The sequence below is a fragment of the Streptomyces sp. V4I2 genome, from assembly GCF_030817655.1.
GTDB classification, from domain to species: domain Bacteria; phylum Actinomycetota; class Actinomycetes; order Streptomycetales; family Streptomycetaceae; genus Streptomyces; species Streptomyces plumbiresistens.
Window position 1 is genome coordinate 4,369,010 of sequence record NZ_JAUSZM010000003.1, and the last position, 24,292, is coordinate 4,393,301.

Sequence of the window (24,292 nt, forward strand, 5' to 3'; positions counted from 1 at the left end):
CGTCCTCCTGGGCTCCCCCCCAGCCCTCCCCCAGACCCCGCTCCTCAAACGCCGGACGGGCTGATTCAGCCCGTCCGGCGTTTGAGGACGAGGCCGTTCAGGGCCGAAGCGGGGGTCTGGGGGCGGCGGTGTGCCCTTCCAAGTGCGGTCGGTCGGTCCGGGTCAGCGGAGCCGGGTCTCCGCCGCGGCGGCCGTCGGGACTGACATCCTGACGGCCGCCGAGCGCCACGCGTCCGCGAGCTCGGCCGGGAAGCGCCGGCCGCTGCGGGTGAGCACCACACCCGGGGCGAGTTCGAGCTCGTCGCCGGGACGGAAGGGCCGGTTGGTCTCTGAGGGCAGCTGCTCCCACGTCCCCAGCTCACCCCGCTTGCCGGCGCTGCGCATCCGCGTTCCGTACGTGCTGGTGTCCCGGACCACGACCGATCCGCCCTTGACCTGGACCACCACATGCCGACGGCTGACCCGCGCCGCGCTCTCCGCGGTCAGCAGGCCGTGCAGCGCGATGCCGTCCTCACCGGGGTTCCGTCCGATGCCGGTCCGCGAGCCCTCGTCGAGCGTGTAGCGGGCCGCGCAGTTGCCGTCGATGACGGCCTTCAGCTGGGCCGCGCCGGGCCGTGGGCCGTCGTCCAGCAGCGGCGTTCCATGCAGCTCGCAGGTGGGGGTGCCCCGTCGCATCCGGGGCAGCAGGATCCGCCCGCCGCTGCGGACGCTGTAGAGCGAGCAGCGGGCCTCCGGGCAACGCCAGGACCGGGCGACCACGTCGATCAGCGGCTTCTGGGCCGGGGTCAGCAGGCCCTGCTTCTTGAGGACCGAGAGCTCCATCTTGCGAGAGATCTCGGCCTGGGTACGGACTCCCATGTCGAGCGGGACCAGCCGGACCGACCCCTTGCGGCCGGGCTCGGGCAGCAGGAACTGCCAGGTGTTGCCCTGGATCCAGGGGTAATCGTTGCGATAGGGGACGTAGTAGTCGCCGGTGACGACCTGGATGCCGGTCATGCCGGCGATCTCGAGCACCCGGTCGTCGGCGTCGGCGACCTCCTCGACCAGCCCGGCCTCGACCCAGCGGCGCAGCAGGCGGGCGTCGGCCGGATCGGTGAACTGCTTCTGTCCGCCCAGCAGGCTGTTGTCGGCGATCAGGTAGACGGAGACGTCCGGGTCTCCGGTGAGCCGGACCAGGCCCTCGATCACCAGACGGAGACGGTGCAGCGAACGGTCACCGGGACCACCGATCGAGGTCTGGCGTGCGATGTTGGAGAGGTCGACGAGGTAATCGGCCCGGTCAGCCGTAGCAGCCAGATTGCGCTCCATGAACCCTCCGCGATCGGGGTGTCGGCGGGACTGAGTCACCGTCAAGTTGCGGCGAGAATATGGCAGTAGTGGTTTGCCTGGGAATCCACTCGACCTTCACGCGATCACCTAGTATTCCCGCGACGGCGCTTCCGCGGGAGAGTGATCGCATCAACACCTCTGATGACACGGCCTACTTGCAGCCGATGCGCTCCGACGATCCGCGCGAGGTCACCGGATACCGGTTGCTCGCCAGGATCGGCGAGGGCGGCATGGGGACGGTCTACCTCTCTCGCACGCGGGGCAACCAGCCCGTCGCCCTGAAGGTGATCCGCCGCGAGTACGCGCAGGACGAGGAGTTCCGCCGCCGCTTCGAGCAGGAGGCCCGGTCCGCACGGCAGGTGCAGGGATACCACCTGGTGCCGGTGGTGGACCACGACACGACCGGTGCCGTGCCGTGGCTCGCGACCGCCTTCGTACCGGCCGTACCGCTGGACGTCGCGCTCGCGACGTACGGGCCGCTGCCGCTACCGACGGTCCTCCAGCTGATGGGGTGCGCGGCAGAGGCGCTGCGCGCTGTGCATGCGGCCGGAGTGATCCACCGCGACCTGAAGCCGAGCAACATCCTGCTCGGGACCCAGGGCCCCTCGGTGATCGACTTCGGTATCGCGCGGGCGGCGGACGCCACGCAGCTCACCCGCAGCGGCGGGCTGATCGGAACCCCGCAGTTCATGTCGCCCGAGCACGCAGACGGGCAGCCACTCGGCCCGGCCACCGACGTCTTCTCGCTGGGCCTGGTCGCGGCGGTCGCGGCGACCGGCCGCCACCCGTACGGCGACGGCGGGGCCATCACACTCGCGACCAAGATCGCCAACACCGAACTTCGCCCGCCGAGCCTGTCCGGCTACCCGGAACCACTGCAGGGCATTCTGGAGCAGTGCCTCTCCGCCGATCCCGCCGCCCGGCCCACGCCGGGCGAGCTGGCCGAGGTGTGCGAGCGGGCCAGTGGGCGGAGGTTGCAGGACTTCACCGGCTGGCTGCCGGAGCCGATCGCGGCCGAGATCGCCCGCCGCGAACGGGCCGCCGAACACCCGCCTGCGCCCGCGTACGCGTCGACGGCCACGGGCCTCGGGGCACCGACGGCACCACCGACCACCCATCCACCGCGACACGCGACGGCCGCACCGACCCCGCCCCCGGCGCCGATGTCACCGTCGGCGCCCGCGCGTCGACGGACCGGGCTGACCGCCCTTGCCGTCCTCGTGGCCGTGGCCGTTACGGCGGGGGTCACCTGGTCGCTCACCCGCCCCGACGGAAAGGGCACCGACGGGGCGAAGGGGGGCACGGCGAGCAGCCCGGCGCCGGGCGCGTCGAAGTCCGCCGCCGCCAAGGCGGGCGGCAAAGCCACGTACACGGCGGTCTTCAAGAACAAGGCGTTCACGCTCCGGGCACCGCAGGACTTCGCCTACACCCGCATCGACCTGGACGTCCCGAAGGCCGACCCGCTGTCGGACTGGCAGGGCGTCTCCGAGAACCCACCGGAAATCGAGCTGAAGTACTCGCACTGGAGCGGCGTCTCCGAGCTCAAGTTCCTGACCACGACGGGCAAGAGCACCGGCACCACACCGGAGGACTGCAAGTCCGCGACCGAGACCAACGCCCTCGCGACCGAGATCCAGGGCAAGGCACTCACGACGGACCTCACCAAGGGCACCGTCCTGTGCACCGTCACCTCGGACGGAAAGCTCGCCATGCTGAAGATCACCGACGTGGTGCCCCACGAAGTCAGGCCCGACTACGTCACCCAGCTGACGCTCTGGACGATCTCCTAGCCTCGCTGTTTCAGTTGGGGCGGGGACGTTCGCGGCGGACGGTGCCGCGAGTGCCGGCCGGGTGGCAGGCAAGTCGGCCATGCCGGTCGGTTCGGCGACCTCGGCGGACTCGCGGAGGGGTGCCGTTCTGGTCCAGAGCGGGGTGCCAGACCTGCTCGGGCAGGGCCCGGATCGCGCGGCGGACCGGCTCTGCGACCGCGTATCCGACCGAGAAGAAGGTGCGGAGCGTGGGCTGTGTGCAGACGGTCCAGTACGCGTTGGTCGACGACGGCCGGCAGCCGCCAGGCAGTCGGTGTCAAGGCGATGGGGCCGTACACCTCGCCCTGGTCGCGCAGCACGGCCAGATCCGTGATGGCCTCGCCGCTGTCAGCCACGGAAGGGGCGGCGGGGGCGAGAACGACTGCCCGCACCCTCACCCCTGCGCCGTAGCACTCCGCACCCTCACTCCTACGCCGTAGCCCTCCGCGACTCCGGCCCCGACACCCCCGGCCCCTTCTCCGTCACCACTGAGGTCGCTGACGTCGCTGACGCTGTAAGCGGCGTGGCGATGTCCTCCAGGGAGCGGCGTTCCGCTCGTACCGCGAGGAGCGCCGCGACCAGGCCGGCCGCGCACATCAGTGCCGCGCCGATCTGGAAGGCGAGGACCGTGTCGCCGACCTTGCCGGTGCCGGTGAGGTCGGCGAAGAGGATGGGGCCGCTGATGCCGCCGGCGGCGGTGCCGATGGCGTAGAAGAAGGCGATGGACATGGCCCGGGTCTCCATCGGGAAGACCTCGGAGACCGTCAGGTACGCGCTCGACGCGCCCGCGGAGGCGAAGAACAGCACCGCGCACCAGCAGGCGGTCAGCGTGCTCGCGCTCAGGGAACCGCGGTCGAAGAGCCAGGCCGTGCCGAAGAGCAGCAGACCCGAGAGCAGGTAGGTCGAGGAGATCATCACCTTGCGGCCGACCGTGTCGAAGAGCTTGCCGAGCAGCAGCGGGCCGCAGAAGTTGCCGACGGCGATGACGGCGAAGTAGTAGCCGGTGTCGCCGGTCGGGACGTCGTAGAAGGTCGTCAGGATCGCGCCGAAGCCGAAGGTGATCGCGTTGTAGAGGAAGGCCTGGCCGATGAAGAGGGAGAAGCCGAGGATCGCCCGCCTGCGGTAGTCGGAGAAGACGGTGCGGCCGATCTCCAGGAAGGTGACGCTGCGGCGCTGGTGGATGGTGATCTCGCCCTCGGGCCGCGGCAGCGGTTCCTCTCGCTCGGCCTCGACGCGCTGCTCGATCGAGGAGACGATCCGTTCCGCCTCCTCGTCCCTGCCGTGGATCAGCAGCCACCGTGGGCTCTCCGGGACGTGGCGTCGTACGAGGAGGATCACCAGGGCGAGGACGGCGCCCAGGGCGAAGGTCAGCCGCCAGCCGACGTTCGCCGGGAAGATGGCGGTGTTCAGCGCGACGATCGACAGCAGCGAGCCGCCGACCGCGCCCAGCCAGAAGCTGCCGTTGATCATGAGGTCGACGCGGCCGCGGTACTGGGCCGGGATCAGTTCGTCTATCGCGGAGTTGATGGCCGCGTACTCGCCGCCGATGCCGAAGCCGGTCAGGAAGCGGAAGGCGAAGAACCACCAGGTGTCGAAGGCGATCGAGGTGAGCGCGGTCGCCGCGAGATACACCGCGAGGGTGATCATGAAGAGCTTTTTGCGGCCCCAGACGTCGGTCAGGCGGCCCCAGAACAGGGCGCCTAAGCAGGCACCGGCCACGTAGAGCGCGGCGGCGATGCCGGTGACCTGGCCGGAGGTGATGGGCAGTCCGCTGCCGGGCTCGGACAGGCGCCCGGCGATGTTGCCGACGACGGTGACTTCGAGGCCGTCGAGGATCCACACGGTGCCGAGACCGATCACGATCGTCCAGTGCCAGCGCGACCATGGGAGGCGGTCGAGGCGGGCGGGGATGTCGGTCGTCACGGTTCGGCCGGTCTCGGCCTGCGCGGTGGTCATGGGCTCCCTCCTCATCGAGCGAGAACCCGGATCGAGTGCCCTGGACCGACGCGGCTACGCCCCCAGCGCCCGCGACACCGTGTAGATCAACAACCCGACCAGCGAACCGACCACCGTGCCGTTGATGCGGATGAACTGGAGGTCACGGCCGATGTTCGCCTCGATCTTCTTCGTCGTGTGCTCGGCGTCCCAGCCCGCCACGGTGTCGGTGATCAGGGAGGTGATCTCCTTGCGGTAGGTGGTGACGACGTACACCGCCGCACCCTCCACCCAGCCGTCGACCTTGCCCTGGATCTTCGGTTCGGCGGCCATCCGCGCGCCCAGGGACAACAGGGAGGCCCGCACCCGCAGGCGCAGCTCGCTGCGCTCGTCCTCGGCGGCCGAGACGATCATGGATCGTACGGCGGTCCAGGCCGAGGCGATCAGGTCCTGGACCTCGCCGCGGCCCAGCACCTCGCCCTTGAGCCGCTCGACCCGCGTGCGCGTGTCGGTGTCGGACTGGAGGTCGGAGGCGAAGTCGGTGAGGAAGCGGTCGAGGGCGCCGCGGGCGGGGTGGGAGGGCATGTCCCGCATCTCGGCGCAGAAGCGCAGCAGTTCCTTGTAGACACGTTCGCCGACCCGCTTGTCGACGAACCTCGGGGTCCAGCCGGGCGCCCCGCCCTGTACGGCGTCCATGACGGAGTCGCTGTGCAGGATCAGCCAGTCGTGCGCGCGGGAGACGATCAGGTCGACGGCACGACGGTGGCCGCCGTCCGCGACGACCTTCTCCAGCATCTTGCCTATGCCGGGCGCGATCTCCTGCGCGTCGGCCCTTCTCGTGATCGCCTCGCCGACCACGGCCTGGACGTCCGAGTCGCGCAGGACGGTCAGCGCGCCCCTGAGCGCGGCCGACAGTTCCGCCGTCACCCGGTCCGCGTGCTCGGGGTCCGCCAGCCACGCGCCGAGCCGGCTGCCGATGCCGACGGCGCGCAGCCGCTGTCGTACGACGTCCTCGGAGAGGAAGTTCTCCCCGACGAACTCGCCCAGCGACACCCCCAACTGGTCCTTCTTGGTGGGGATGATCGCGGTGTGCGGGATGGGCAGGCCCAGCGGGTGCCGGAAGAGGGCGGTGACCGCGAACCAGTCGGCCATCGCGCCGACCATGCCGGCCTCGGCGGCCGCGGCGACATAGCCCGCCCAGGTGCCGGCGCCCTGGTGGGAAGCCCACTTGGTGAGGACGTACACCAGCGCCACGAACAGCAGCATCCCGGTCGCGGTGAGCTTCATCCGACGTACGCCGCGCTGTTTCTCCTCGTCGGCCTCGCTGAACGTGTTCATGGCGCGGTTCGTGAAGGCGCCGGGGCGGGCATGCTGCCCTTCGGCACCGGTTGATCCCGTTTCCGTACGTTCCATCCGCTCCACCCGTTCGGTGATCCCTCACACATTGTCCCTTCCTGACCGACTCCTGGAACGGAACAAGAGTTCCCGGCGTCTGTCCGGTCGGGGGAACGCGGCGGGGACCTGCCAGTTTTCCCCAGCCCATGACTCATCATGGGCTCATCAGATCGGAGCCTCGGGCTCCCATCGCCCGAGGAGAACACCACCGCATGACCCGGCGTCATGGATACGCCCTGCTCGCCGCGATCCTCTCCATGATCGTGGCCCTGTCCGCCGCCATCTACGTCGGAGTGGCAACCGACGACGGTACGAATCAGCGCACCACGCTGGCCGGCGGACGCGCCCCCCACAACTCGGCCGCCCCCGCCTCCACCGGCGTCTGGGTCGGCACCTGGTCCGCCTCCCCGGTCGGCGGCGAGCCCGGCACCGAGACCGACGGCATGGCGGGCCGCTCGGTGCGCAACGTCGTCCACGCGAGCATCGGCGGTACGAGTGCCCGCGTCACGCTGTCCAATCTCTACGGCCAGTCGCCGCTGACCATCACCCACGCGTCGATCGCCCTCGCGGCCGGTGCCGGAACCGCCGAGGCCGCCGCGCAGACCATGCGGCGCCTGACCTTCGGCGGCAACACCCTCGTCATCGTCCCGGCCGGGCAGCAGGTGCTCAGCGACGCCGTCGTCCTGCGCATCCCGGCGGGCGGCGACGTCCTGGTCACCACCTACTCCCCCACCCTGTCCGGCCCGGTCACCTACCACCCGCGCGCCCGCCAGATCTCGTACGCCGCCGAAGGCGACCGCACCGAGGACCCGACCGGGACCGCGTACGCCGAGCAGACCGAGTACTGGCGCTACCTGACCGCGCTGGACGTGCTCAGCGACGAGGCCGAGGGCACCGTCGTCGCCTTCGGCGACTCGCTCACCGACGGCGTCGGCTCCACCGAGAACGCCAACCACCGCTGGACCGACCTCCTGTCCCGGCGGCTGCGCTCGGCGATCGAGGCGGGCCGGGACGTGCCCCGCTACAGCGTCGTCAACCAGGGAATCGGCGGAAACCAGGTCCTCGTCGACGGCCTCGGCCTCCCCGCGGAGAACCAAGCCGGAGTCGCCCGCTTCGCCCGGGACGTCCTCGGCCGCACGAACGTCAAGGTCGTGATCATCGACCTCGGCATCAACGACATCCTCCGCAACCCCCAACTGGCCGACCCCGACGCCATCCTCGACGGCCTGCGCACCCTGGTCCACCAGGCCCACGCCCGCGGCATCAAGGTCATCGGCGCGACCCTCATGCCCTTCGGCGGCCACCGCGGCTACACCGACGCCCGCGAGTCCGTACGCCGGCAGATCAACGCGGAGATCCGCTCGGGCAAGGTCTACGACGCCGTGGCCGACTTCGACAAGGCCGTCCGCGACCCCTACAACCCCCGCAAGTTCCGCCCCGACTACGACTCCGGCGACCACCTCCACCCCAGCGACAAGGGCTACGCACGCATGGCCGCGGCCGTCGACCTGGACGACCTGAGGGGCGCGGCACCGGCGGAGCTGTGATCTTTCCGGGAGGGGCAGGGGTCAGTACTCCCGGCGCCGCCGCCGGTCCCGCTCCTCGCGGCGTTCCTCGCGGCGCTCACGACTGCGGTCCCGCATCAGGTCGTGGTGGCCTTCGAGCATCCCGCGGTGGGAGTCGTGGAGGTCGTCCCGGGAGGACTCACCCAGCTCACGCAGCGACGCCTTGCGGTCCAGTTTCTCCTGGCGGCGCTCCTCCTTCAGGCGTTGCCGCTCGGCGCGGGTGAGCTTGCGTTCCACGCCGACGCCGCCCCAGAAGGCGAAGCCCGTCACGATCACGCGCGGGGCGCCCGGGTCGCCCGGCACGCCCTCCTCGCGCTGGTCGAAGCCGCCCATGATGCCGAGGCCGCGCACGAGGACCTCGACGCCGGGCGGCACGACCACCTGCATCCCGCCCATGATGGCGATGCAGTTGATCACGACCTCGCCGTCCACGAAGTTCGCCTCGCGCAGGTCGATCTCGCCGCCGCCCCAGAAGGCGAAGCAGTTGAACCGCCTCGGCACCGTCCAGCGCCCCCTGCGCTGGAAGCCCGACATGATCGCCACGGCCCACGTCGACGACCCCTCGCCGCCGACGATCCGCCCCGCCCAACTCCCGCTCTGCGCGGGCTCCTTGGTCATCGAGATCCGAGGAGCGGGGGCGCCGCCCGGGCCGGACGGCAGGTCACGGGTGATCGGTGCGAGCTCGCCGTACGTGCGTGCCTTGTACGTCGCGTCCAGCCGTTCCCCGAACTCCTCCATGTCGAGGCGCCCCTCCGCGAGGGCGTCCCGCAGGACCTCGGCGACTCGTTCACGATCGGCGTCGGAGGCGCGCAGCTCCGGGGCATCCTCGGTCATACCCGCCAGCCTACGAGTTCCGGGCGACGGGCACTACGGCAGCCGCTACGGCAGCCACCGATGCGGCCACTATGCGGTCGCCGCCCGCTCCACATACATCTTCGCGATCACGGCCTCGATGTCCGGCTCCCGCACGGACAGGTCCACCAGCGGATACTCCGCCGCGATCCGCGCCACCAGCGGCGCAGCCGACGCCGACGCCGGGAACGCCAGCCACTGCCGCGGCCCCTCCACCTTCACCACCCGCGCGGGCGGCGGCGCCTCGATCGGCGGCAGTTCGCGCTCCAGGTCGACCACCAGGACCCGCTCGCTCTCCCCCGCCTCGTGCAGACCGGCGAGCGGACCGTCGTACATCATCCGCCCGTGGTCGATGACCATCACCCGCGAGCACAACTGCTCGATGTCCTGCAGGTCGTGCGTGGTCAGCAGCACCGTCGTGCCGTTCTCGGTGTTCAACTCCCGCAGGAACTCCCGCACCTTGGCCTTCGACACGACGTCCAGCCCGATCGTCGGCTCGTCGAGGTACAGCACCTCCGGGTCGTGCAGCAACGCCGCCGCGATGTCGCCCCGCATCCGCTGGCCGAGCGAGAGCTGACGCACCGGCACGTCCAACAACTCCCCGAGTTCGAGGAGTTCGACGAGCCGGTCGAGGTTCTCGCGGTAACGGCCGTCCGGGATGCGGTACATGCGGTGCATCAGCCGGTAGGAGTCGATCAGCGGAAGGTCCCACCACAGCGTCGTACGCTGCCCGAACACCACCCCGATCCGGTGCGCCAGCCGCGACCGCTCCCGCGACGGGTCGATACCCGCCACCCGCAGCCGGCCGCCGCTCGGCGTCAGGATGCCGGTGAGCATCTTGATCGTCGTCGACTTCCCGGCACCGTTCGGTCCGATGTAACCGACCATCTCGCCGCGCGGCACGGTGAAGGAGATCGAGTCGACCGCCCGCACCTGACGCCGCTCCCGCTTCAGGAAGCCGGTCTTCTTGCGCACGTCGAAGACCTTCTCGACGCGGTCCAGTTCGATGAACGCCGTATCCATCAGGCCTCAGTCCTCAGCTTCCCGTACTCCGATACGACCGCAGCCCCGTCCGCCACGCCACCCCCGCCAGCGCACAGCACACGGCCGCCACCAGCGGCGACGCGAACGCCGTCCACCCCGGCAGCCCGAGCGGCAGCGGCCGCCCCAACACATAGGCGGCGGGCACCCAGTTGACGAAGGCGAGCGGCAGCACGAACGTCACCCCCCGCACCAGATCCTGCGCGAAAATGGTGGGCGGATACTGCAACAAGGTCGTACCGCCGTACGTGAACGCGTTCTGCACCTCGGAGGCGTCCTGCGCCACGAACTGGAACGCCGCCCCCGCCACGAACACCGCGCAGAAGATCCCGGCACCGCCCAGCACCATCACCGGCATCAGCACCAGCTTGAGCGGCGTCCACTGCAGGTCGAGCTCGATCAGCGCATAGCCCAGCACCAGCGCCCCCTGGGTCACCCGGCCGAGCCGCCGCAGCCCGAACCGGTCGGCGGCCACCTGCGCCAGCACCGGCGCCGGCCGCACGAGCAGGGTGTCGAGCGTGCCGTCGCGCACCCGGCGGCCCAGCCGGTCCATCGAGCCGATCGCCAGGTCCGCGAGCCCGAAGGACACCGAGGACAGGCCGTACAGGAAGGCCACCTCGGGCAGCGGGTAGCCGCCGAGGGCGTCCACCTGCGAGAACATCAGCAGGATCGCGACGAAGTCGAGCGCGGTCGCCGCGAAGTTGCCGACCGTGGTCATGACGAAGGAGGCCCGGTAGGCCATCGTGGAGCGGATCCACATCGCGGCGATCATCCGGTACGTCCGCACACCCTCCGCGAGCCTGCCGGTCTTGGCCGCTTCGGCCCGCCACCCGTCCTCAGCCACCCTGAACCACCACCCGCCGCGTCGCCATGGCCTGCACCAGCCGCCCCAGCACCAGCAGCACCACCGCCCAGCCGGCCTGGAAGACGTACGTCCGCCACGGATCCGCCTCCCCCAACAGCACATCCGCGGGCGCCTGCAACAGCGACGACCAGGGCAGCGCCCGTACGACCTCGCCGAGCGCCCCCGGGAAGACGTTCAACGGGAAGATCATCCCCGAACAGAAGAACCCGACGAGCCAGGCCATCTGCACCACACCCGTCCCGTCCAGCAGCCAGAACGCGCTCAGCGCCACCAGAAAACGGATGCCGTAACCCACCACCATCGCGAGCACCACCGCGAACAAAAAGGCACACCAGGTCCCCACGTCACTGGGCACCGCGGCCGGAAAGACCAGCACCCCGAACGCGAACGGCACCACCCCCCGGCCCAGCAGCTGGAACACCGCCCGCCCCAAGTCGGCGGCCAGCCACCACAGTTGGAGATCCGCCGGCCGGTACAGGTCGATCGCGATGTCCCCCGTACGGATGCGCTCCATCAGCTCGTCCTCGACCCCGCCGCCCCCGATCGCCAGCGTCGACAACAGCGCCTGCCCCACCCACACGTACGTCACGGCCTGCGCCTGGTCGTACCCCCCGAGATGCGGCCGCTCCTCCCACAGCGCCAGATACGTGTAGACGAGGATCAGCCCGAAGACGGTGTTCGTGAACACCCCCGCGGCCGTGGCCACCCGATACGTCGCATACCGTCGGAAACCACCCGCCGCGACCGCCGCGTACAACCGCGCCGTATCCACGGCACACCGCCCTCCTCGCCCGCCCGGCCCCGTTCCGGCACCGAAGCGCAGGAGCCTAGTCCGCAGGCTGTGGGCCACGCCACGCATTTTCCGGGCAAGCGCGTGCCGATTGTCGGGAACGGAACGCGTGGTGCGAGAGTCTTCAACTGGGGGCGCACAAGGCGTACGAGACGTACGGGAACGTAAGACGCGAAACAGGAGTCCGTGCACGACATGAGCGACGAGCCGCAGCCGCAGCAGCCGACCCAGGGCTGGGCACCGAGAGAGCCGGAAGCGGCCGCCGAACCCGAGGGCAAGCCCAAGCGGCCCAAGCGCACCGGCTGGCGGCGGATCATCCCCACCTGGCGCATGGTGCTCGGTACCTTCGTCGTCGGCGCCCTGCTCCTGGCCGGCCTGTTCTTCCTCGGCTACTCCCTGGTCAAGATCCCTGCCGCCAACGCCTTCGCCACCAAGCAGAGCAACGTCTACCTCTACGCCGACGGCAGCCAGCTCGCCCGGGACGGCGAGGTCAACCGGGAGAACGTCAGCCTCGCGCAGGTCTCCAAGGACGCCCAGCACGCCGTACTGGCCGCCGAGGACCGCGACTTCTACTCCGAGTCCGCCATCGACCCCAAGGCGATGCTCCGCGCCGGGTGGAACACGGCGACCGGCAAGGGCAAGCAGTCCGGCTCCACGATCACCCAGCAGTACGTCAAGAACTACTACCTCGCGCAGGAACAGACCGTCACGCGCAAGGTGAAGGAGTTCTTCATCTCGATCAAGCTGGACCGCACCGAGAGCAAGGACCAGATCCTCGAGGGCTACCTCAACACCAGCTACTTCGGCCGCAACGCCTACGGCATCCAGGCCGCCGCCCAGGCCTACTACGGCATCGACGCCACCGACCTGGACCCGGCCAAGGGCGCCTACCTCGCCGCACTGCTCAACGCGCCCAGCGAGTACGACGTCGTCGCCCACCCCGAGAACAAGGCCGCCGCCCAGGGCCGCTGGAACTACGTCCTCGACGGCATGGTCACCAAGGGCTGGATCAGCGCCGCCGAGCGCGCCGGCATGAAGTTCCCGATGCCGAAGGAAGCCACCGTCTCCACCGGCATGTCCGGACAGCGCGGCTACATCGTCGACGCGATCAAGGACTACCTCACCGAGAACAAGATCCTCGACAAGGACCAGCTCGCCGTCGGCGGCTACCGCATCACCACCACCCTGCAGAAGCCCAAGCAGGACGCCTTCGTCGACGCCGTCAACGACCAGCTGATGGACAAGCTCGACAAGAAGAACCGCAAGGTCGACACCTACGTCCGCGCCGGCGGCGCCGCCGTCGACCCGAAGACCGGCAAGGTCGTCGCCATGTACGGCGGCATCGACTACGTGAAGCAGTACACGAACAACGCCACCCGCGGCGACTTCCAGGTCGGCTCCACCTTCAAGCCGTTCGTGTTCACCTCCGCCGTCGAGAACGACTCCCAGACGCAGGACGGCCGCACGATCACCCCGAACACCATCTACGGCGGCACCAACAAGCGGCCCATCGTCGGCTGGGACGGCGGCACCTACGCCCCCGAGAACGAGGACCAGGGCTCGTACGGCGACATCACCGTCCGCGAGGCCACCGACAAGTCCGTCAACTCGGTGTACGCGCAGATGGCCGTCGACGTCGGCTCCGACAAGGTCAAGGAGACCGCGATCGACCTCGGCCTGCCGGCCAACACCCCCGACCTCACCGCCTCCCCCTCCATCGCGCTCGGCCCGTCCACCGCCAGCGTCCTCGACATGGCCGAGGCCTACGCCACCCTCGCCAACCACGGCAAGCACGGCACGTACACGATGATCGAGAAGATCACCAGGGACGGCACAGACGCCATCGAGCTGCCGGCGAAGAAGACCAGGCAGGCCGTCAGCCGCGAAGCCGCCGACACCACCACCTCCGTCCTGCAGAGCGTCGTCGAGGGCGGCACCGCCACCGCCGCCCAGGCCGCCGGCCGCCCCGCCGCGGGCAAGACCGGCACCGCCGAGGAGGACACCGCCGCCTGGTTCGCCGGCTACACCCCCGACCTCGCCACCGTCGTCTCCGTCATGGGCCAGGACCCGGTGACGGCCGCACACAAGTCGCTCTACGGCGCGATGGGCCTGGAGCGGATCAACGGCGGCGGGGCCCCCACCGAGATCTGGGCACAGTTCACCAAGGACGCCCTCAAGGGCGAGCCGGTCACCGACTTCGACCTCGAACTCCAGCCGGGCGCCGACGTGGTCCAGCCCCCCGTCACCGACGTCCCGTCCGACCCCGCCACGGGCGACGAGAACACCGGCGGCACCACCGGAGACACCACCGGCGGCCAGAACACCGAGGGCCAGACCGGGAGCCAGACCGGCGACCCCAGCACCGGCACCACCGACGGCACCACGGGAGACACGACGACCGGCGGCACGACCGGGGACACGACCACCGGCGGCACCCCGACCACGGACGGCGGCACGACCGACGGAACGACCGGAGACACCACCGGCGGCGACACGGCCACCGGCGGCACCACGGGAGACACCACCGGCGGCGACACCGGAGGCACGACGGGCGGCGGCACGACGACCGGGGTGGGCCCGCAGCTCACCACAAGGAGACAGTGACCGCGCACGAAAAGGGGCTGGTGACGACGGTCACCAGCCCCTCTTCTTCGCTGCTGCTGCTGCTGCTCTACAGATACAGACCGGTCGAGTCCTCGGACCCCTCGAACCGGTCCGCGGCCACCGCGTGCAGATCACGCTCACGCATGAGCACGTAGGCGATACCCCGCACCTCCACCTCGGCCCGGTCCTCCGGATCGAACAGCACCCGGTCACCCGGCTCCACGGTCCGCACGTTCTGCCCCACCGCGACGACCTCCGCCCAGGCCAGCCGACGGCCGACGGCCGCGGTGGCCGGAATCAGAATCCCGCCACCCGAACGCCGCTCGCCCTCGCTGGCGTCCTGCCGCACGAGTACACGGTCGTGCAGCATCCGGATGGGCAGCTTGTCGTGCTGGGTACTGTGCTCGTTCCTCTTGGCGCTCACGTCTCTGAACCTACCTGCCTTCGCCGGCCCCGGAGGCCGGAGGGTCAGCCCTTGCGCCGCCTGGTGCTCAGAGCGAGCAGCCCCACCACCCCGACCACGACAAGCGCGACCGGCACGACCCGCTCCAGCCGAGGCGCGCCCTCCTCGTCGACGAACTGCGCCTTCACATCGCTCACGGCCCGATTGACCCCGACATAGGCCCGCCCGAGCGTGTGATCGATATTGGAGACGACCTTGGCCTTGGCATCGCCCACGATCGTCTTCGGATGCACCCGCACCCCGATCTCGTCGAGCGTGTCGGCCAGCAATTCGCGGCGGCGCTTGATGTCCGCCTCGATCTGCGCCGGGGTTCTCGTGTCCGACGTGTCCGCCACCGTACGGCCTCCGAAGTCAGCTGATGCTTGTTCCGGACAGTCTGTCAGCTCGACGCCGGATCGCACCGTCAGGCTCCCCGTTACGCTGGACCGATGAGCGAGCGACTCCAGCCCGGGGACGTGGCCCCCGCCTTCACCCTCCCCGACGCCGACGGCACCGAGGTGTCCCTGTCCGACCACAAGGGACGCAAGGTCATCGTCTACTTCTACCCGGCGGCCCTGACTCCCGGCTGCACCAAGCAGGCCTGCGACTTCACGGACAACCTCGAGCTGCTGGCCGGCGCGGGCTACGACGTCATCGGCATCTCCCCCGACAAGCCCGAGAAGCTGGCGAAGTTCCGCGAGAAGGAATCCCTGAAGATCACCCTCCTCGCCGACCCCGACAAGACCGTCACCGAGGCCTACGCCGCCTTCGGCGAGAAGAAGAACTACGGCAAGACCTACATGGGCGTCATCCGCTCCACGATCATCGTGGACGAGGAGGGCAAGGTCGAACGCGCCCTCTACAACGTCCGCGCGACCGGCCACGTGGCGAAGATCATCAAGGACTTGGGTATCTGAACGACACCCACACATCAGGAGCCAGGTCGGGCCGCTCGGGCACCGGCCTGCGCTCCTCGCTCCACCCGTCCCCGGCAAGCTCGCCGGCCACCCGCCGCCAGAAGCGAACAGCACCAGGGTTGGCGTCCTGAAAGGCGACCTCCCACTCCCCGGGATGCCCGGCCACAACCTCCCGCACGGCCCGCAGCCCCACCCCACTCCTCCGCACCCCCCGCACGACGAAGAAACTGTTGAGCACGCGGGTCGGCCCACTGAGCCCCCGCACGAAGGCAAACCCGACGGGATGCCCACCAAGACTGAAGAGATACGGCGCCCAGTCGACGTCCCCTGAAAAGGCAGCCTCCAGCCGCTCCCTCCGGAACGTCCCGTCGGGCTTGGGCAGTTGCCCCCCGAACTCGGACAGGTCATGCCGGAAGAGAAGCCAGAGGCGTTCGACGGTGGGGCGATCGGCGGGGGTTGCTGGTCGGACGATCAGTTCTGAGGTCATGGTCATGAAAAAAGCCTCCCGAACGGACAAGAGTCCACGCCCGGAAGGCCTCGCTTGTGATCCACACCATATCAGCAGACCGAGCGTGACTGTCCGATAACCGGTTCGTTACTCCGTGCGAGGCCACGAACGCGTGGCCGACATGAGGGGTAGCGGACGTGCAGAACCCATACGGCAAGGAACAGCTTGCATCAGTCGTAGCCGAGGCCCGCAACTGGACCGATCTCATGCGGCGGCTCGGCCTCAGGACGAGCGGAGGGCAGCGGCGCGTACTGGAGGAGAAGGTTGCGGAGCACGGGCTCGACACGAGCCACTTCGTCAAGCGCAGCCCTTGGCGCAAGTACCCGGACGCCGCCATCGCAGAAGCTGCTACTTCGTCGTCGTCGCTACGTGAAGTAGCACTCAAGCTGGGCGCCACCCCGGCTACCGGAACCCTCTCCCACATTAGGCGTCGCATCAGCGCCGCGGGCATCGACATCAGCCACTTCCCTGGCCTGAATCGCGCCGAACTGGACTTGCCCTTCACTCTCGAGGAACTGAGAGCGGCGGCGGCAGGCGCCACCAGCATGCGCGGCGTGGCTCGCGCCCTAGGCGTGCCGGACGACAGTCGGTCTCGTGCGACCCTGCACCGCATGCTGCGCGCCCGGCGCATCGACACCGAACACTTCTCACACCGACGTGTACCGATTCCCGATGCCAGACTCCGTGACCTCGTGTCGCACTCCACCAGCTACGCCGATGTGATGCGCGGTCTCGACCTCGACGTCAACGACACGAATCACCGGCGGGTCCGGCGAGCGGCGGCTCGACTCGGCCTCGACACGAGCCACTTCACACGCAGGGCATGGGGGCGGCCGGAACGTCAGGCACCCGCACCCACCGCCCACCGAGTTCTCGTCGTACTCCCCGATCACGCCGGGCGGACCAACAGGGCTCAACTCCACCGTGCACTGACCGAGATCGGAGTGCCCTACGCATGTGAAACCTGCGGCAACACGGGCGAGTGGCTTGGCCAGCCGATCACTTTGCAGATCGACCATGTCAACGGGGAGTGGCGCGACAACCGTCGCGAGAATCTGCGATACCTGTGCCCTAACTGCCATGCGCTGACAGAGACGTGGTGCCGACAGAAAGCGAGAACGCCGCTCGCCGGATAGCTGCGGATCCCCGTACACTTGCAGCCGCCCGTCATGCCCGATGACGGGCGGCTAGCGGCCTTGGCGGAACGGCAGACGCCTCGCGTTTAGGGCGCGATGGGAGCAATCCCGTGAGGGTTCGAATCCCTCAGGCCGCACTCACCTTCACTTGCAAGGTCCGGCTTGCGACTTCCGCAAACCGGACCTTGCTGGTAGGCGCTCCTCAGCCCAAGAACTCCCGGACCACCGGCACCAACGCCCGAAACGCCTGCCCCCGATGGCTGATCGCGTTCTTCTCCCCCGCGCTCATCTCGGCGCACGTCCGCGTCTCCCCCTCCGGCTGGAGGATCGGGTCGTAGCCGAAGCCGTTCGTGCCTACCGGGGCGTGACGGAGTACGCCTCGCAGCTGGCCCTCGACCACCCTCTCCGTGCCGTCCGGCAGAGCAAGCGCCGCCGCGCACGCGAAGTGGGCACCCCGGTGTTCGTCGGCGATGTCGGACAGCTGGGCCAGCAACAGCTCCAGGTTGGCCTTGTCATCCCCGTGCCGGCCCGCCCAGCGGGCGGAGAAGATGCCGGGGGCGCCGTTCAGAACGTCTACGCAGAGCCCCGAGTCGTCGGCCACGGCGGGCAGGCCCGTTGCCTGGGCGAGGGCGTGGGCTTTCAGCAGGGCGTTCTCCGCGAACGTGACGCCTGTTTCCTTGACGTCGGGAATGTCGGGGTAGGCCTCCGCGCCGACGAGGTCGTGGGGCAGGTCGGCGTCGGCGAGGATCGCGTGGAGTTCGGTGATTTTTCCGGCGTTGCGGGTGGCGAGGATCAGGCGGGTCATGGGGTCCAGTATTCCGGCCCCATGGCCCTCGCCTCTCCCGGGTTTTCCGGGTGCCCTACGGCGTGCAGACCTTGGTCAGTTCGCCCGCCGCGTCCGTGACCCCGCTGAGGTCGGGGGTCGCGTCGCCGTTCTCGACCGACGTACGGACGTTGGTGACGGCCGCGCCCAGGTCGTCGACGGCCTTGTCGACGTCGGCGTTGTCGGTCTTGTCGCCTATTTCGTCGAGGTTCTTGTCGATGGCGTCGAGGGATTCCTCGAGCTGCGTCGGGTCGTTGGACGCGCTCTCCACGGCCTGCTGGAGGTCGGTGACGCTGTCGGCGATGGCGTCGGCGGTCTGGACGCAGTCCAGTGCCTTGTTCACGGCGTCGCAACCGGTGGTGAGGCCGGTCGTCAGTCCGACGGCGGCCACCGCTGCGACGATGGCGATTCGGCGACTGCGGCGGCGTCGGCTCGCGGCCATGGATCTGTTCCCTCCCGTTGGCAGGGCCCTGGGACAGTCCCCGGTCGGCCCTCATGCTGGCCGGGCGTACAGCGGTGAGCCGTACGCCCGTACCCGTAGTGACGCCAGGACGGGCGGCCGGGTTGCGACCGGCGGCCGTCCTTCTTGGTGCGTCCTTTACTTTTCGAGGACCGTATCAAGTGCCTTGCGCTGCAGGGCGGCCAGGTCGGTGCAGCCGGTGACGGCGAGGTCGAGGAGGGCGTTGAGTTCGTCGCGTGCGAAGGGTTCGGCTTCGGCGGTGCCCTGGACCTCGACGAAGCGTCCGTCGCCGGTGCAGACGACGTTCATGTCGGTCTCGGCGCGGACGTCCTCTTCGTAGCAGAGGTCCAGCAGCGGGACCCCTCCGACGATGCCGACCGAGACCGCGCTGACCGTTCCGGTCAGGGGCTGGCGGCCGGCCTTGATCAGCTTCTTGCCCTGGGCCCAGGAGATGGCGTCGGCGAGTGCCACGTAGGCGCCGGTGATCGCTGCGGTGCGGGTGCCGCCGTCGGCCTGGAGCACGTCGCAGTCGAGGACGATGGTGTTCTCGCCGAGGGCCTTGTAGTCGATGACCGCGCGCAGGGAGCGGCCGATGAGGCGGCTGATCTCGTGGGTGCGGCCGCCGATCTTGCCGCGGACGGATTCGCGGTCGCCGCGGGTGTTGGTGGCGCGGGGGAGCATGGAGTACTCGGCGGTGACCCAGCCTTCGCCGCTGCCCTTGCGCCAGCGCGGGACGCCTTCGGTGACGGAGGCGGTGCAGAAGACCTTGGTGTCGCCGAAGGAGACGAGGACGGAGCCTTCGGCGTGCTTGCTCCAGCCGCGTTCGATGGTGACCGGGCGGAGTTGTTCGGGGGTGCGGCCGTCGATTCGAGACATGGCGTTGAGCCTAGCCGTACATGCGGAAGGGGCCCCTCCCGCGGTGGGAAGGACCCCTGAAGCGGTGAACCGGTGAGCTGGCGGGCTCACATCATGTCTTCGATCTCCGCGGCGATGGGGTCGGCGTCGGTGCCGATGACGACCTGGATGGCGGTGCCCATCTTGACGACGCCGTGGGCGCCGGCGGCCTTCAGGGCGGCCTCGTCGACCTTGCCGGCGTCGATGACCTCGGTGCGCAGGCGGGTGATGCAGCCTTCGACCTCTTCGATGTTGTCGATGCCGCCGAGCCCGGCAACGATCTTCTCAGCCTTGCTGGCCATGTTGTTTCTCCCTGATCCGAACCGCTTTGTCGCAGTAACCCACAGTTGGCCCAACTTCGCGAGCGATCGTGCCGCGCGTACCGAAGGATGACGCCACAGCACCGACATCGTCCGTACTGGTCTACACCACTTGACAGGCGGTCGCCAACCCGCGGTCTGATGCTGTCGGTGGCCCTGACGTCGTTCGTCACGGGGATCACCGAGCCGATCGAGTACTCGTTCCTGTTCGTCGCGCCGTTGTCGTGTACTACGTGATCTTCCGGGTGGCGATCACGAAGTTCGACCTGAAGACGCCGGGGCGGGAGCCCGAGGAGGAGGTCGAGGACGTCACCAAGGTGTAGCTCGGCCCGCTCGCCGGACAGCCGTACAGCCGTACAAACAGGTAGCCCACAGTAGCTTTCCCGTCACGGGAATCGCGGGTTCCTTATGCGTCCTTCATCGTGCTACAACAGGTCTACACCACTGAGTGGTGTAGACCACCACCCGATGGAGGAAGTATGAGTTCCGCCACCGCAACGGCGCCCCCCGTGAAGAAGCGGGGATCCGGCCTGTTCCAGGGCCTGCAGAAGATCGGCCGCAGCCTACAGCTGCCCATTGCCGTGTTGCCGGCGGCGGGCCTGCTGCTGCGCTTCGGTCAGCCCGACGTGTTCGGCAAGGACGGCCTCGGCTGGGACAAGGTCGCGGCCGTGTTCGCCACTGCCGGCGGCGCGATCTTCGACAACCTGCCGCTGCTGTTCTGCATCGGCGTCGCGATCGGTTTCGCCAAGAAGTCCGACGGCTCGACCGCGCTGGCCGCTCTGGTCGGCTTCCTGGTCTACAGCAACGTCCTGAAGGCCTTCCCGGTCACCGAGGCCAAGGTCCAGGCCGGCGCGGACATAGCCGCTACGTACAACAACCCCGGTGTCCTGGGCGGCATCATCATGGGTCTGCTGTCCGCGGTGCTGTGGCAGCGCTTCCACCGCACCAGGCTGGTGGACTGGCTGGGCTTCTTCAACGGCCGTCGGCTGGTGCCGATCATCATGGCCCTCGTCGGCACCGTCATGGGTGTCTTCTTCGGCCTGGTCTGGGAGCCGATCGGTGAGGTCATCTCCGACTTCGGCGAGTGGATGACCGGCCTCGGCGCCTTCGGTGCGGCTCTGTTCGGTCTCATCAACCGTGCGCTGATCCCCATCGGCATGCACCAGTTCGTCAACACCGTGTCCTGGTTCCAGATCGGTGACTTCACGGACTCGGCGGGCGAGATCGTCCACGGCGACCTGAACCGCTTCTTCGCCGGTGACCCGTCCGCCGGCCTGTTCATGACCGGATTCTTCCCGATCATGATGTTCGGTCTGCCGGCCGCCGCGCTCGCGATCGCCCACTCCGCCCGCCCCGAGCGCCGCAAGGCCGTGATGGGCATGATGATGTCGCTCGCGCTGACATCCTTCATGACCGGCGTCACCGAGCCGATCGAGTTCTCGTTCATGTTCATCGCGCCGGTGCTGTACGCGATCCACGCGGTCCTGACAGCCCTGTCCATGGCGGTGACCTGGGCGCTCGGCGTCCACGCGGGCTTCACATTCTCCGCGGGTGCCATCGACTACGGACTGAACTGGAACTTGGCGACCAAGCCGTGGTTGATCATCCCGATCGGTCTGGTCTTCGGCGCGATCTACTACGTCGTCTTCCGCTACGCCATCACCAAGTTCAACCTCCCCACCCCGGGCCGCGAGCCCGAGGAGGAGGTCGAGGACCTCACCAAGGCGTGAGCCGCGAGCGAGCGCAGTGCACAGGCCCCAGGAGCCGTGAAGCTCCGGGGGCCTGTGTCACGTCGTGGGGCCTAGATCTCGTACGACACCCTCGGCGCCGCCAGTTCCACCGGACCGTCGTACACCGCGCGCGCGTCGGCCAGGTTGGTCCGGGGGTCGGTCCACGGGGGGATGTGGGTGAGGACCAGGCGGCGGGCTCCTGCCCTGCTCGCCGTCTCGCCCGCCTCGCGGCCGTTGAGGTGCAGGTCGGGGATGCTCTCCTTGCCGTGCGTGAAGGCGGCCTCGCACAGGAACAGGTCGGTGTCGCGCGCGAGTTCGTCCAGGGCCGGGCTGATGCCGGTGTCGCCGGAGTACGTCAGGGACTTCCCGGCGTGCTCGACGCGGATGCCGTACGCCTCCACGGGGTGGGCCACGCGTTCGGTGTGGACCGTGAGCGGGCCGATCTCGAAGGTGGACGGCTTGACCGTGTGGAAGTCGAAGACCTCGCTCATGGAGGAGGCGGTGGGAGTGTCCGCGTAGGCCGTGGTGAGGCGGTGTTCGGTGCCCTCGGGGCCGTAGACCGGGATCGGGTCGCAGCGGCCGCCGTCGTGGCGGTAGTAGCGCGCGACGAAGTACGCGCACATGTCGATGCAGTGGTCGGCGTGCAGATGGCTGAGGAAGATCGCGTCGAGGTCGTAGAGACCGCAGTGGCGCTGCAGCTCGCCAAGGGCACCGTTGCCCATGTCGAGAAGCAGCCGGAAGCCGTCGGCCTCGACGAGGTAGCTCGAACAGGCCGATTCCGCGGACGGGAACGACCCCGAGCAGCCGACGACGGTGAGCTTCATAAAGCAGAAACCTCCGCTGGCGGGAACTTTTCTGGGAAGGAGACGGGGGTCGTGCGGTTCGTCGAGCGTAAGGCGCAAAACTCATGGTCGCTCCTCCACCAGGGGCTGTTGTGGGCGAACTCACCTGTGGTGTCACCGGTTCGGCTGGCCCCGGGGCGTGCGCGGCGTGAGGAAGGGCGCGCGGGCGTTGGGGCGCCGGTAACGTCATGCCCATGGATACGTCCTGGTGGCTGGCGCTCGCGGCGGTGGTACTGCTCGCGATGGTCGCGACGCTCGTCGACGGCTGGGGGCGCGGCCGGCGTCCCGCGGGGCGGCGGACCCGGCCGCCGGGGCGTCCGACGGGGCCCCGCGGGCGGCCGAGGACACGTCCGCGGCCTGCGGAGATCTGGTGGGCGACCGTGCCGTACGAGGACGGGCCGGGGAGTAAGGACCGGCCCTGTCTGGTGCTGGTGGTGCACGGGGAGCGGGCGACCGTCGCGAAGATCACCAGCAAGTACCGCGACGAGCGGGCCGGGGTGATCCCGTTGCCGCCGGGCGCGGTGGGCGATGCGCACGGGCGCGCGAGCTTCCTGGAGACGGACGAGCTGCGCGAGGTGCCGGTGTGGGAGTTCCGGCGCAGGGCGGGGGTGGTGGACCCGGTCCTGTGGGACCAGGTCCGTCACCTCGCCACGTAACGGGGCCGGCGGGGCTTACGCCCAGAGCTGGCCCTGGAGGGCCTCGATGGCCTCCTCCGTGGTGGCCGCCGTGTAGACACCCGTGGACAGGTACTTCCAGCCGCCGTCGGCGACGACGAACACGATGTCCGCGCTCTCGCCCGCCTTGACGGCCTTGTTGCCGACGCCGATCGCCGCGTGCAGCGCGGCGCCGGTGGAGACGCCCGCGAAGATGCCCTCCTGCTGGAGGAGCTCGCGGGTGCGGGTGACCGCGTCCGCCGAGCCGACGGAGAAGCGGGTGGTGAGGACGGAGGCGTCGTACAGCTCCGGTACGAAGCCCTCGTCGAGGTTCCTGAGGCCGTAGACCAGGTCGTCGTAGCGCGGCTCGGCGGCGACGATCTTGACGTCCGGCTTGTTCTCGCGGAGGTAGCGGCCTACGCCCATCAGGGTGCCGGTGGTGCCGAGGCCGGCGACGAAGTGGGTGACCGAGGGGAGGTCCGCCAGGATCTCCGGGCCGGTCGTCGCGTAGTGGGCGCCCGCGTTGTCCGGGTTGCCGTACTGGTAGAGCATCACCCAGTCGGGGTGCTCGGCGGAGAGCTCCTTGGCGACCCGTACGGCGGTGTTGGAGCCGCCCGCGGCGGGCGACGGGATGATCTCGGCGCCCCACATGCCGAGCAGGTCACGGCGTTCCTGCGAGGTGTTCTCGGGCATCACGCAGACCATGCGGTAGCCCTTGAGCTTGGCGGCCATGGCGAGGGAGATGCCCGTGTTGCCGCTCGTCGGTTCCAGGATCGTGCAGCCCGGGGTCAGGCGGCCGTCCTTCTCCGCCTGCTCGATCATGTGCAGGGCGGGGCGGTCCTTGACCGAGCCGGTCGGGTTGCGGTCCTCCAGCTTCGCCCAGATACGGACGTCGGCGGACGGCGAGAGCCGCGGCAGGCGCACCAGAGGGGTGTTGCCCACCGCGGCCAGCGGGGAGTCGTAGCGCATGGGGGCAGCGGGCCTTAGACCATGCCGCCGGCCACGGCCGGCAGGATCGTGATGCTGTCGCCGTCCGCGAGCTTGGTGCTGATGCCGTCGAGGAAGCGGACGTCCTCGTCGTTCAGGTAGACGTTGACGAAGCGGCGCAGTTCCCCGCCGGAGTCCTTGTCGATGAGGCGGGCCTGGATGCCCGTGTGCCGGGTCTCGAGGTCGGTGAAGAGCTCGGCGACGGTGTCCCCGGTGCCCTCCACGGCCTTCTGGCCGTCGGTGTACTGGCGGAGGATGGTCGGGATGCGGACCTCGATGGCCATGGCTCAGGGCTCCTGTCGGAAGGTGTCTGGTCGGTGGGCGCGCGGCAGCGCTGTACAGCGAGGGTGGTGCGGGTCAGGCGCCGCGGCTCACGGCCGTACGGCGGCAGGGCAG

The 24,292-nt window shown here is 69.4% G+C and carries 24 protein-coding genes, 1 tRNA gene and 1 pseudogene; 9 read left to right on the forward strand and 17 right to left on the reverse strand.

Annotation, left to right across the window (positions count from 1 at the left end; all coding sequences use genetic code 11):
- Positions 1-162: 162 nt before the first annotated feature.
- Positions 163-1,308 carry an FHA domain-containing protein gene (locus tag QFZ76_RS20635; RefSeq protein ID WP_307675131.1) on the reverse strand — a complete coding sequence of 382 codons (1,146 nt, stop codon included), beginning with the start codon at positions 1,306-1,308 and terminating at the stop codon, positions 163-165.
- Between the two features lie 185 nt (positions 1,309-1,493).
- Here QFZ76_RS20635 and QFZ76_RS20640 point away from each other — a divergent pair, with 185 nt between their 5' ends.
- Positions 1,494-3,119: a serine/threonine-protein kinase gene (locus QFZ76_RS20640; RefSeq protein WP_307675132.1), complete on the forward strand. Its 1,626-nt coding sequence runs from the start codon at positions 1,494-1,496 to the stop codon at positions 3,117-3,119.
- A gap of 447 nt (positions 3,120-3,566) precedes the next feature.
- On the opposite strand, the gene QFZ76_RS20645 is transcribed toward QFZ76_RS20640, so the two are convergent.
- Both QFZ76_RS20645 and QFZ76_RS20650 read right to left on the reverse strand, forming a co-directional pair.
- Positions 3,567-5,093: an MFS transporter gene (locus tag QFZ76_RS20645; RefSeq protein ID WP_307675133.1), complete on the reverse strand. Its 1,527-nt coding sequence runs from the start codon at positions 5,091-5,093 to the stop codon at positions 3,567-3,569.
- Between the two features lie 54 nt (positions 5,094-5,147).
- On the reverse strand, positions 5,148-6,485 hold the full coding sequence (locus tag QFZ76_RS20650) for a DUF445 domain-containing protein (protein ID WP_307675134.1): 1,338 nt from the start codon (positions 6,483-6,485) through the stop codon (positions 5,148-5,150).
- Between the two features lie 194 nt (positions 6,486-6,679).
- Here QFZ76_RS20650 and QFZ76_RS20655 point away from each other — a divergent pair, with 194 nt between their 5' ends.
- Positions 6,680-8,014 carry an SGNH/GDSL hydrolase family protein gene (locus tag QFZ76_RS20655; protein WP_307675135.1) on the forward strand — a complete coding sequence of 445 codons (1,335 nt, stop codon included), beginning with the start codon at positions 6,680-6,682 and terminating at the stop codon, positions 8,012-8,014.
- 21 nt (positions 8,015-8,035) lie between these two features.
- Here QFZ76_RS20655 and QFZ76_RS20660 read toward each other — a convergent pair whose 3' ends face one another.
- From QFZ76_RS20660 to QFZ76_RS20675, 4 genes are all read right to left on the reverse strand, one after another.
- The gene (locus QFZ76_RS20660; RefSeq protein ID WP_307675136.1) at positions 8,036-8,866 is read right to left on the reverse strand and encodes a DUF1707 domain-containing protein; all 831 of its coding nucleotides are present in this window, start codon (positions 8,864-8,866) and stop codon (positions 8,036-8,038) included.
- A gap of 69 nt (positions 8,867-8,935) precedes the next feature.
- Positions 8,936-9,907 (reverse strand): ATP-binding cassette domain-containing protein, encoded by a 972-nt coding sequence (locus tag QFZ76_RS20665; protein WP_307675137.1) that lies wholly within the window; start codon positions 9,905-9,907, stop codon positions 8,936-8,938.
- Positions 9,908-9,920: 13 nt separating this feature from the next.
- Positions 9,921-10,769: an ABC transporter permease gene (locus QFZ76_RS20670; protein WP_307675138.1), complete on the reverse strand. Its 849-nt coding sequence runs from the start codon at positions 10,767-10,769 to the stop codon at positions 9,921-9,923.
- Positions 10,762-11,562 carry an ABC-2 family transporter protein gene (locus tag QFZ76_RS20675; protein ID WP_307675139.1) on the reverse strand — a complete coding sequence of 267 codons (801 nt, stop codon included), beginning with the start codon at positions 11,560-11,562 and terminating at the stop codon, positions 10,762-10,764. Before QFZ76_RS20675 ends, QFZ76_RS20670 begins: the two co-directional genes overlap by 8 nt.
- Positions 11,563-11,775: 213 nt before the next feature.
- Here QFZ76_RS20675 and QFZ76_RS20680 point away from each other — a divergent pair, with 213 nt between their 5' ends.
- Positions 11,776-14,184 (forward strand): transglycosylase domain-containing protein, encoded by a 2,409-nt coding sequence (locus QFZ76_RS20680; protein WP_307675140.1) that lies wholly within the window; start codon positions 11,776-11,778, stop codon positions 14,182-14,184.
- A 67-nt stretch (positions 14,185-14,251) separates the two neighbouring features.
- On the opposite strand, the gene QFZ76_RS20685 is transcribed toward QFZ76_RS20680, so the two are convergent.
- Together QFZ76_RS20685 and QFZ76_RS20690 are read right to left on the reverse strand one after the other, a co-directional pair.
- The gene (locus QFZ76_RS20685) at positions 14,252-14,608 is read right to left on the reverse strand and encodes a co-chaperone GroES (RefSeq protein WP_307675141.1); all 357 of its coding nucleotides are present in this window, start codon (positions 14,606-14,608) and stop codon (positions 14,252-14,254) included.
- A 44-nt stretch (positions 14,609-14,652) separates the two neighbouring features.
- Complete coding sequence (locus QFZ76_RS20690; protein ID WP_307675142.1) at positions 14,653-14,982, reverse strand: DUF3618 domain-containing protein; 330 nt, start codon at positions 14,980-14,982, stop codon at positions 14,653-14,655.
- A gap of 93 nt (positions 14,983-15,075) precedes the next feature.
- On the opposite strand from QFZ76_RS20690, the gene bcp reads away from it, so the two are divergent.
- On the forward strand, positions 15,076-15,543 hold the full coding sequence (gene bcp, locus QFZ76_RS20695) for a thioredoxin-dependent thiol peroxidase (protein ID WP_307675143.1): 468 nt from the start codon (positions 15,076-15,078) through the stop codon (positions 15,541-15,543).
- On the opposite strand, the gene QFZ76_RS20700 is transcribed toward bcp, so the two are convergent.
- The gene (locus QFZ76_RS20700) at positions 15,524-16,036 is read right to left on the reverse strand and encodes a GNAT family N-acetyltransferase (RefSeq protein ID WP_307680080.1); all 513 of its coding nucleotides are present in this window, start codon (positions 16,034-16,036) and stop codon (positions 15,524-15,526) included. The two genes, bcp and QFZ76_RS20700, sit on opposite strands and share 20 nt — an antisense overlap.
- A gap of 152 nt (positions 16,037-16,188) precedes the next feature.
- Here QFZ76_RS20700 and QFZ76_RS20705 point away from each other — a divergent pair, with 152 nt between their 5' ends.
- Both QFZ76_RS20705 and QFZ76_RS20710 read left to right on the forward strand, forming a co-directional pair.
- The gene (locus QFZ76_RS20705) at positions 16,189-17,187 is read left to right on the forward strand and encodes an HNH endonuclease (RefSeq protein ID WP_307675144.1); all 999 of its coding nucleotides are present in this window, start codon (positions 16,189-16,191) and stop codon (positions 17,185-17,187) included.
- Between the two features lie 54 nt (positions 17,188-17,241).
- Positions 17,242-17,324 (forward strand) — tRNA-Leu (locus QFZ76_RS20710).
- Between the two features lie 65 nt (positions 17,325-17,389).
- Here QFZ76_RS20710 and rdgB read toward each other — a convergent pair.
- The 4 genes from rdgB to QFZ76_RS20730 all read right to left on the reverse strand — a co-directional run bounded on the left by rdgB (position 17,390) and on the right by QFZ76_RS20730 (position 19,666).
- Entirely contained in the window at positions 17,390-17,992 is a 603-nt protein-coding gene (gene rdgB / locus QFZ76_RS20715) for an RdgB/HAM1 family non-canonical purine NTP pyrophosphatase (RefSeq protein ID WP_307675145.1), read from the reverse strand.
- A gap of 55 nt (positions 17,993-18,047) precedes the next feature.
- Positions 18,048-18,452 carry a hypothetical protein gene (locus QFZ76_RS20720; RefSeq protein WP_307675146.1) on the reverse strand — a complete coding sequence of 135 codons (405 nt, stop codon included), beginning with the start codon at positions 18,450-18,452 and terminating at the stop codon, positions 18,048-18,050.
- A gap of 156 nt (positions 18,453-18,608) precedes the next feature.
- The gene (gene rph / locus QFZ76_RS20725) at positions 18,609-19,346 is read right to left on the reverse strand and encodes a ribonuclease PH (protein ID WP_307675147.1); all 738 of its coding nucleotides are present in this window, start codon (positions 19,344-19,346) and stop codon (positions 18,609-18,611) included.
- A gap of 86 nt (positions 19,347-19,432) precedes the next feature.
- Positions 19,433-19,666, reverse strand: coding sequence for a glucose PTS transporter subunit EIIB (locus QFZ76_RS20730; RefSeq protein WP_107439586.1), 234 nt, complete (start codon positions 19,664-19,666; stop codon positions 19,433-19,435).
- 135 nt (positions 19,667-19,801) lie between these two features.
- Here QFZ76_RS20730 and QFZ76_RS20735 point away from each other — a divergent pair.
- Together QFZ76_RS20735 and QFZ76_RS20740 are read left to right on the forward strand one after the other, a co-directional pair.
- A pseudogene (locus tag QFZ76_RS20735) lies at positions 19,802-20,007 on the forward strand (PTS transporter subunit EIIC); the annotation flags it as partial.
- 156 nt (positions 20,008-20,163) lie between these two features.
- Positions 20,164-21,414: a PTS transporter subunit EIIC gene (locus QFZ76_RS20740; protein ID WP_307675148.1), complete on the forward strand. Its 1,251-nt coding sequence runs from the start codon at positions 20,164-20,166 to the stop codon at positions 21,412-21,414.
- A 71-nt stretch (positions 21,415-21,485) separates the two neighbouring features.
- Here the strand turns inward: QFZ76_RS20740 and QFZ76_RS20745 are convergent, their stop codons facing one another.
- On the reverse strand, positions 21,486-22,238 hold the full coding sequence (locus tag QFZ76_RS20745; RefSeq protein ID WP_307675149.1) for an MBL fold metallo-hydrolase: 753 nt from the start codon (positions 22,236-22,238) through the stop codon (positions 21,486-21,488).
- Between the two features lie 212 nt (positions 22,239-22,450).
- On the opposite strand from QFZ76_RS20745, the gene QFZ76_RS20750 reads away from it, so the two are divergent.
- Entirely contained in the window at positions 22,451-22,912 is a 462-nt protein-coding gene (locus QFZ76_RS20750; RefSeq protein WP_307675150.1) for a type II toxin-antitoxin system PemK/MazF family toxin, read from the forward strand.
- 15 nt (positions 22,913-22,927) lie between these two features.
- On the opposite strand, the gene QFZ76_RS20755 is transcribed toward QFZ76_RS20750, so the two are convergent.
- Positions 22,928-23,878, reverse strand: a complete 951-nt coding sequence (locus QFZ76_RS20755; RefSeq protein ID WP_307675151.1) for a PLP-dependent cysteine synthase family protein — start codon at positions 23,876-23,878, stop codon at positions 22,928-22,930.
- 14 nt (positions 23,879-23,892) lie between these two features.
- Positions 23,893-24,180, reverse strand: coding sequence for a MoaD/ThiS family protein (locus QFZ76_RS20760; protein WP_307675152.1), 288 nt, complete (start codon positions 24,178-24,180; stop codon positions 23,893-23,895).
- Between the last annotated feature and the right edge of the window lie 112 nt (positions 24,181-24,292).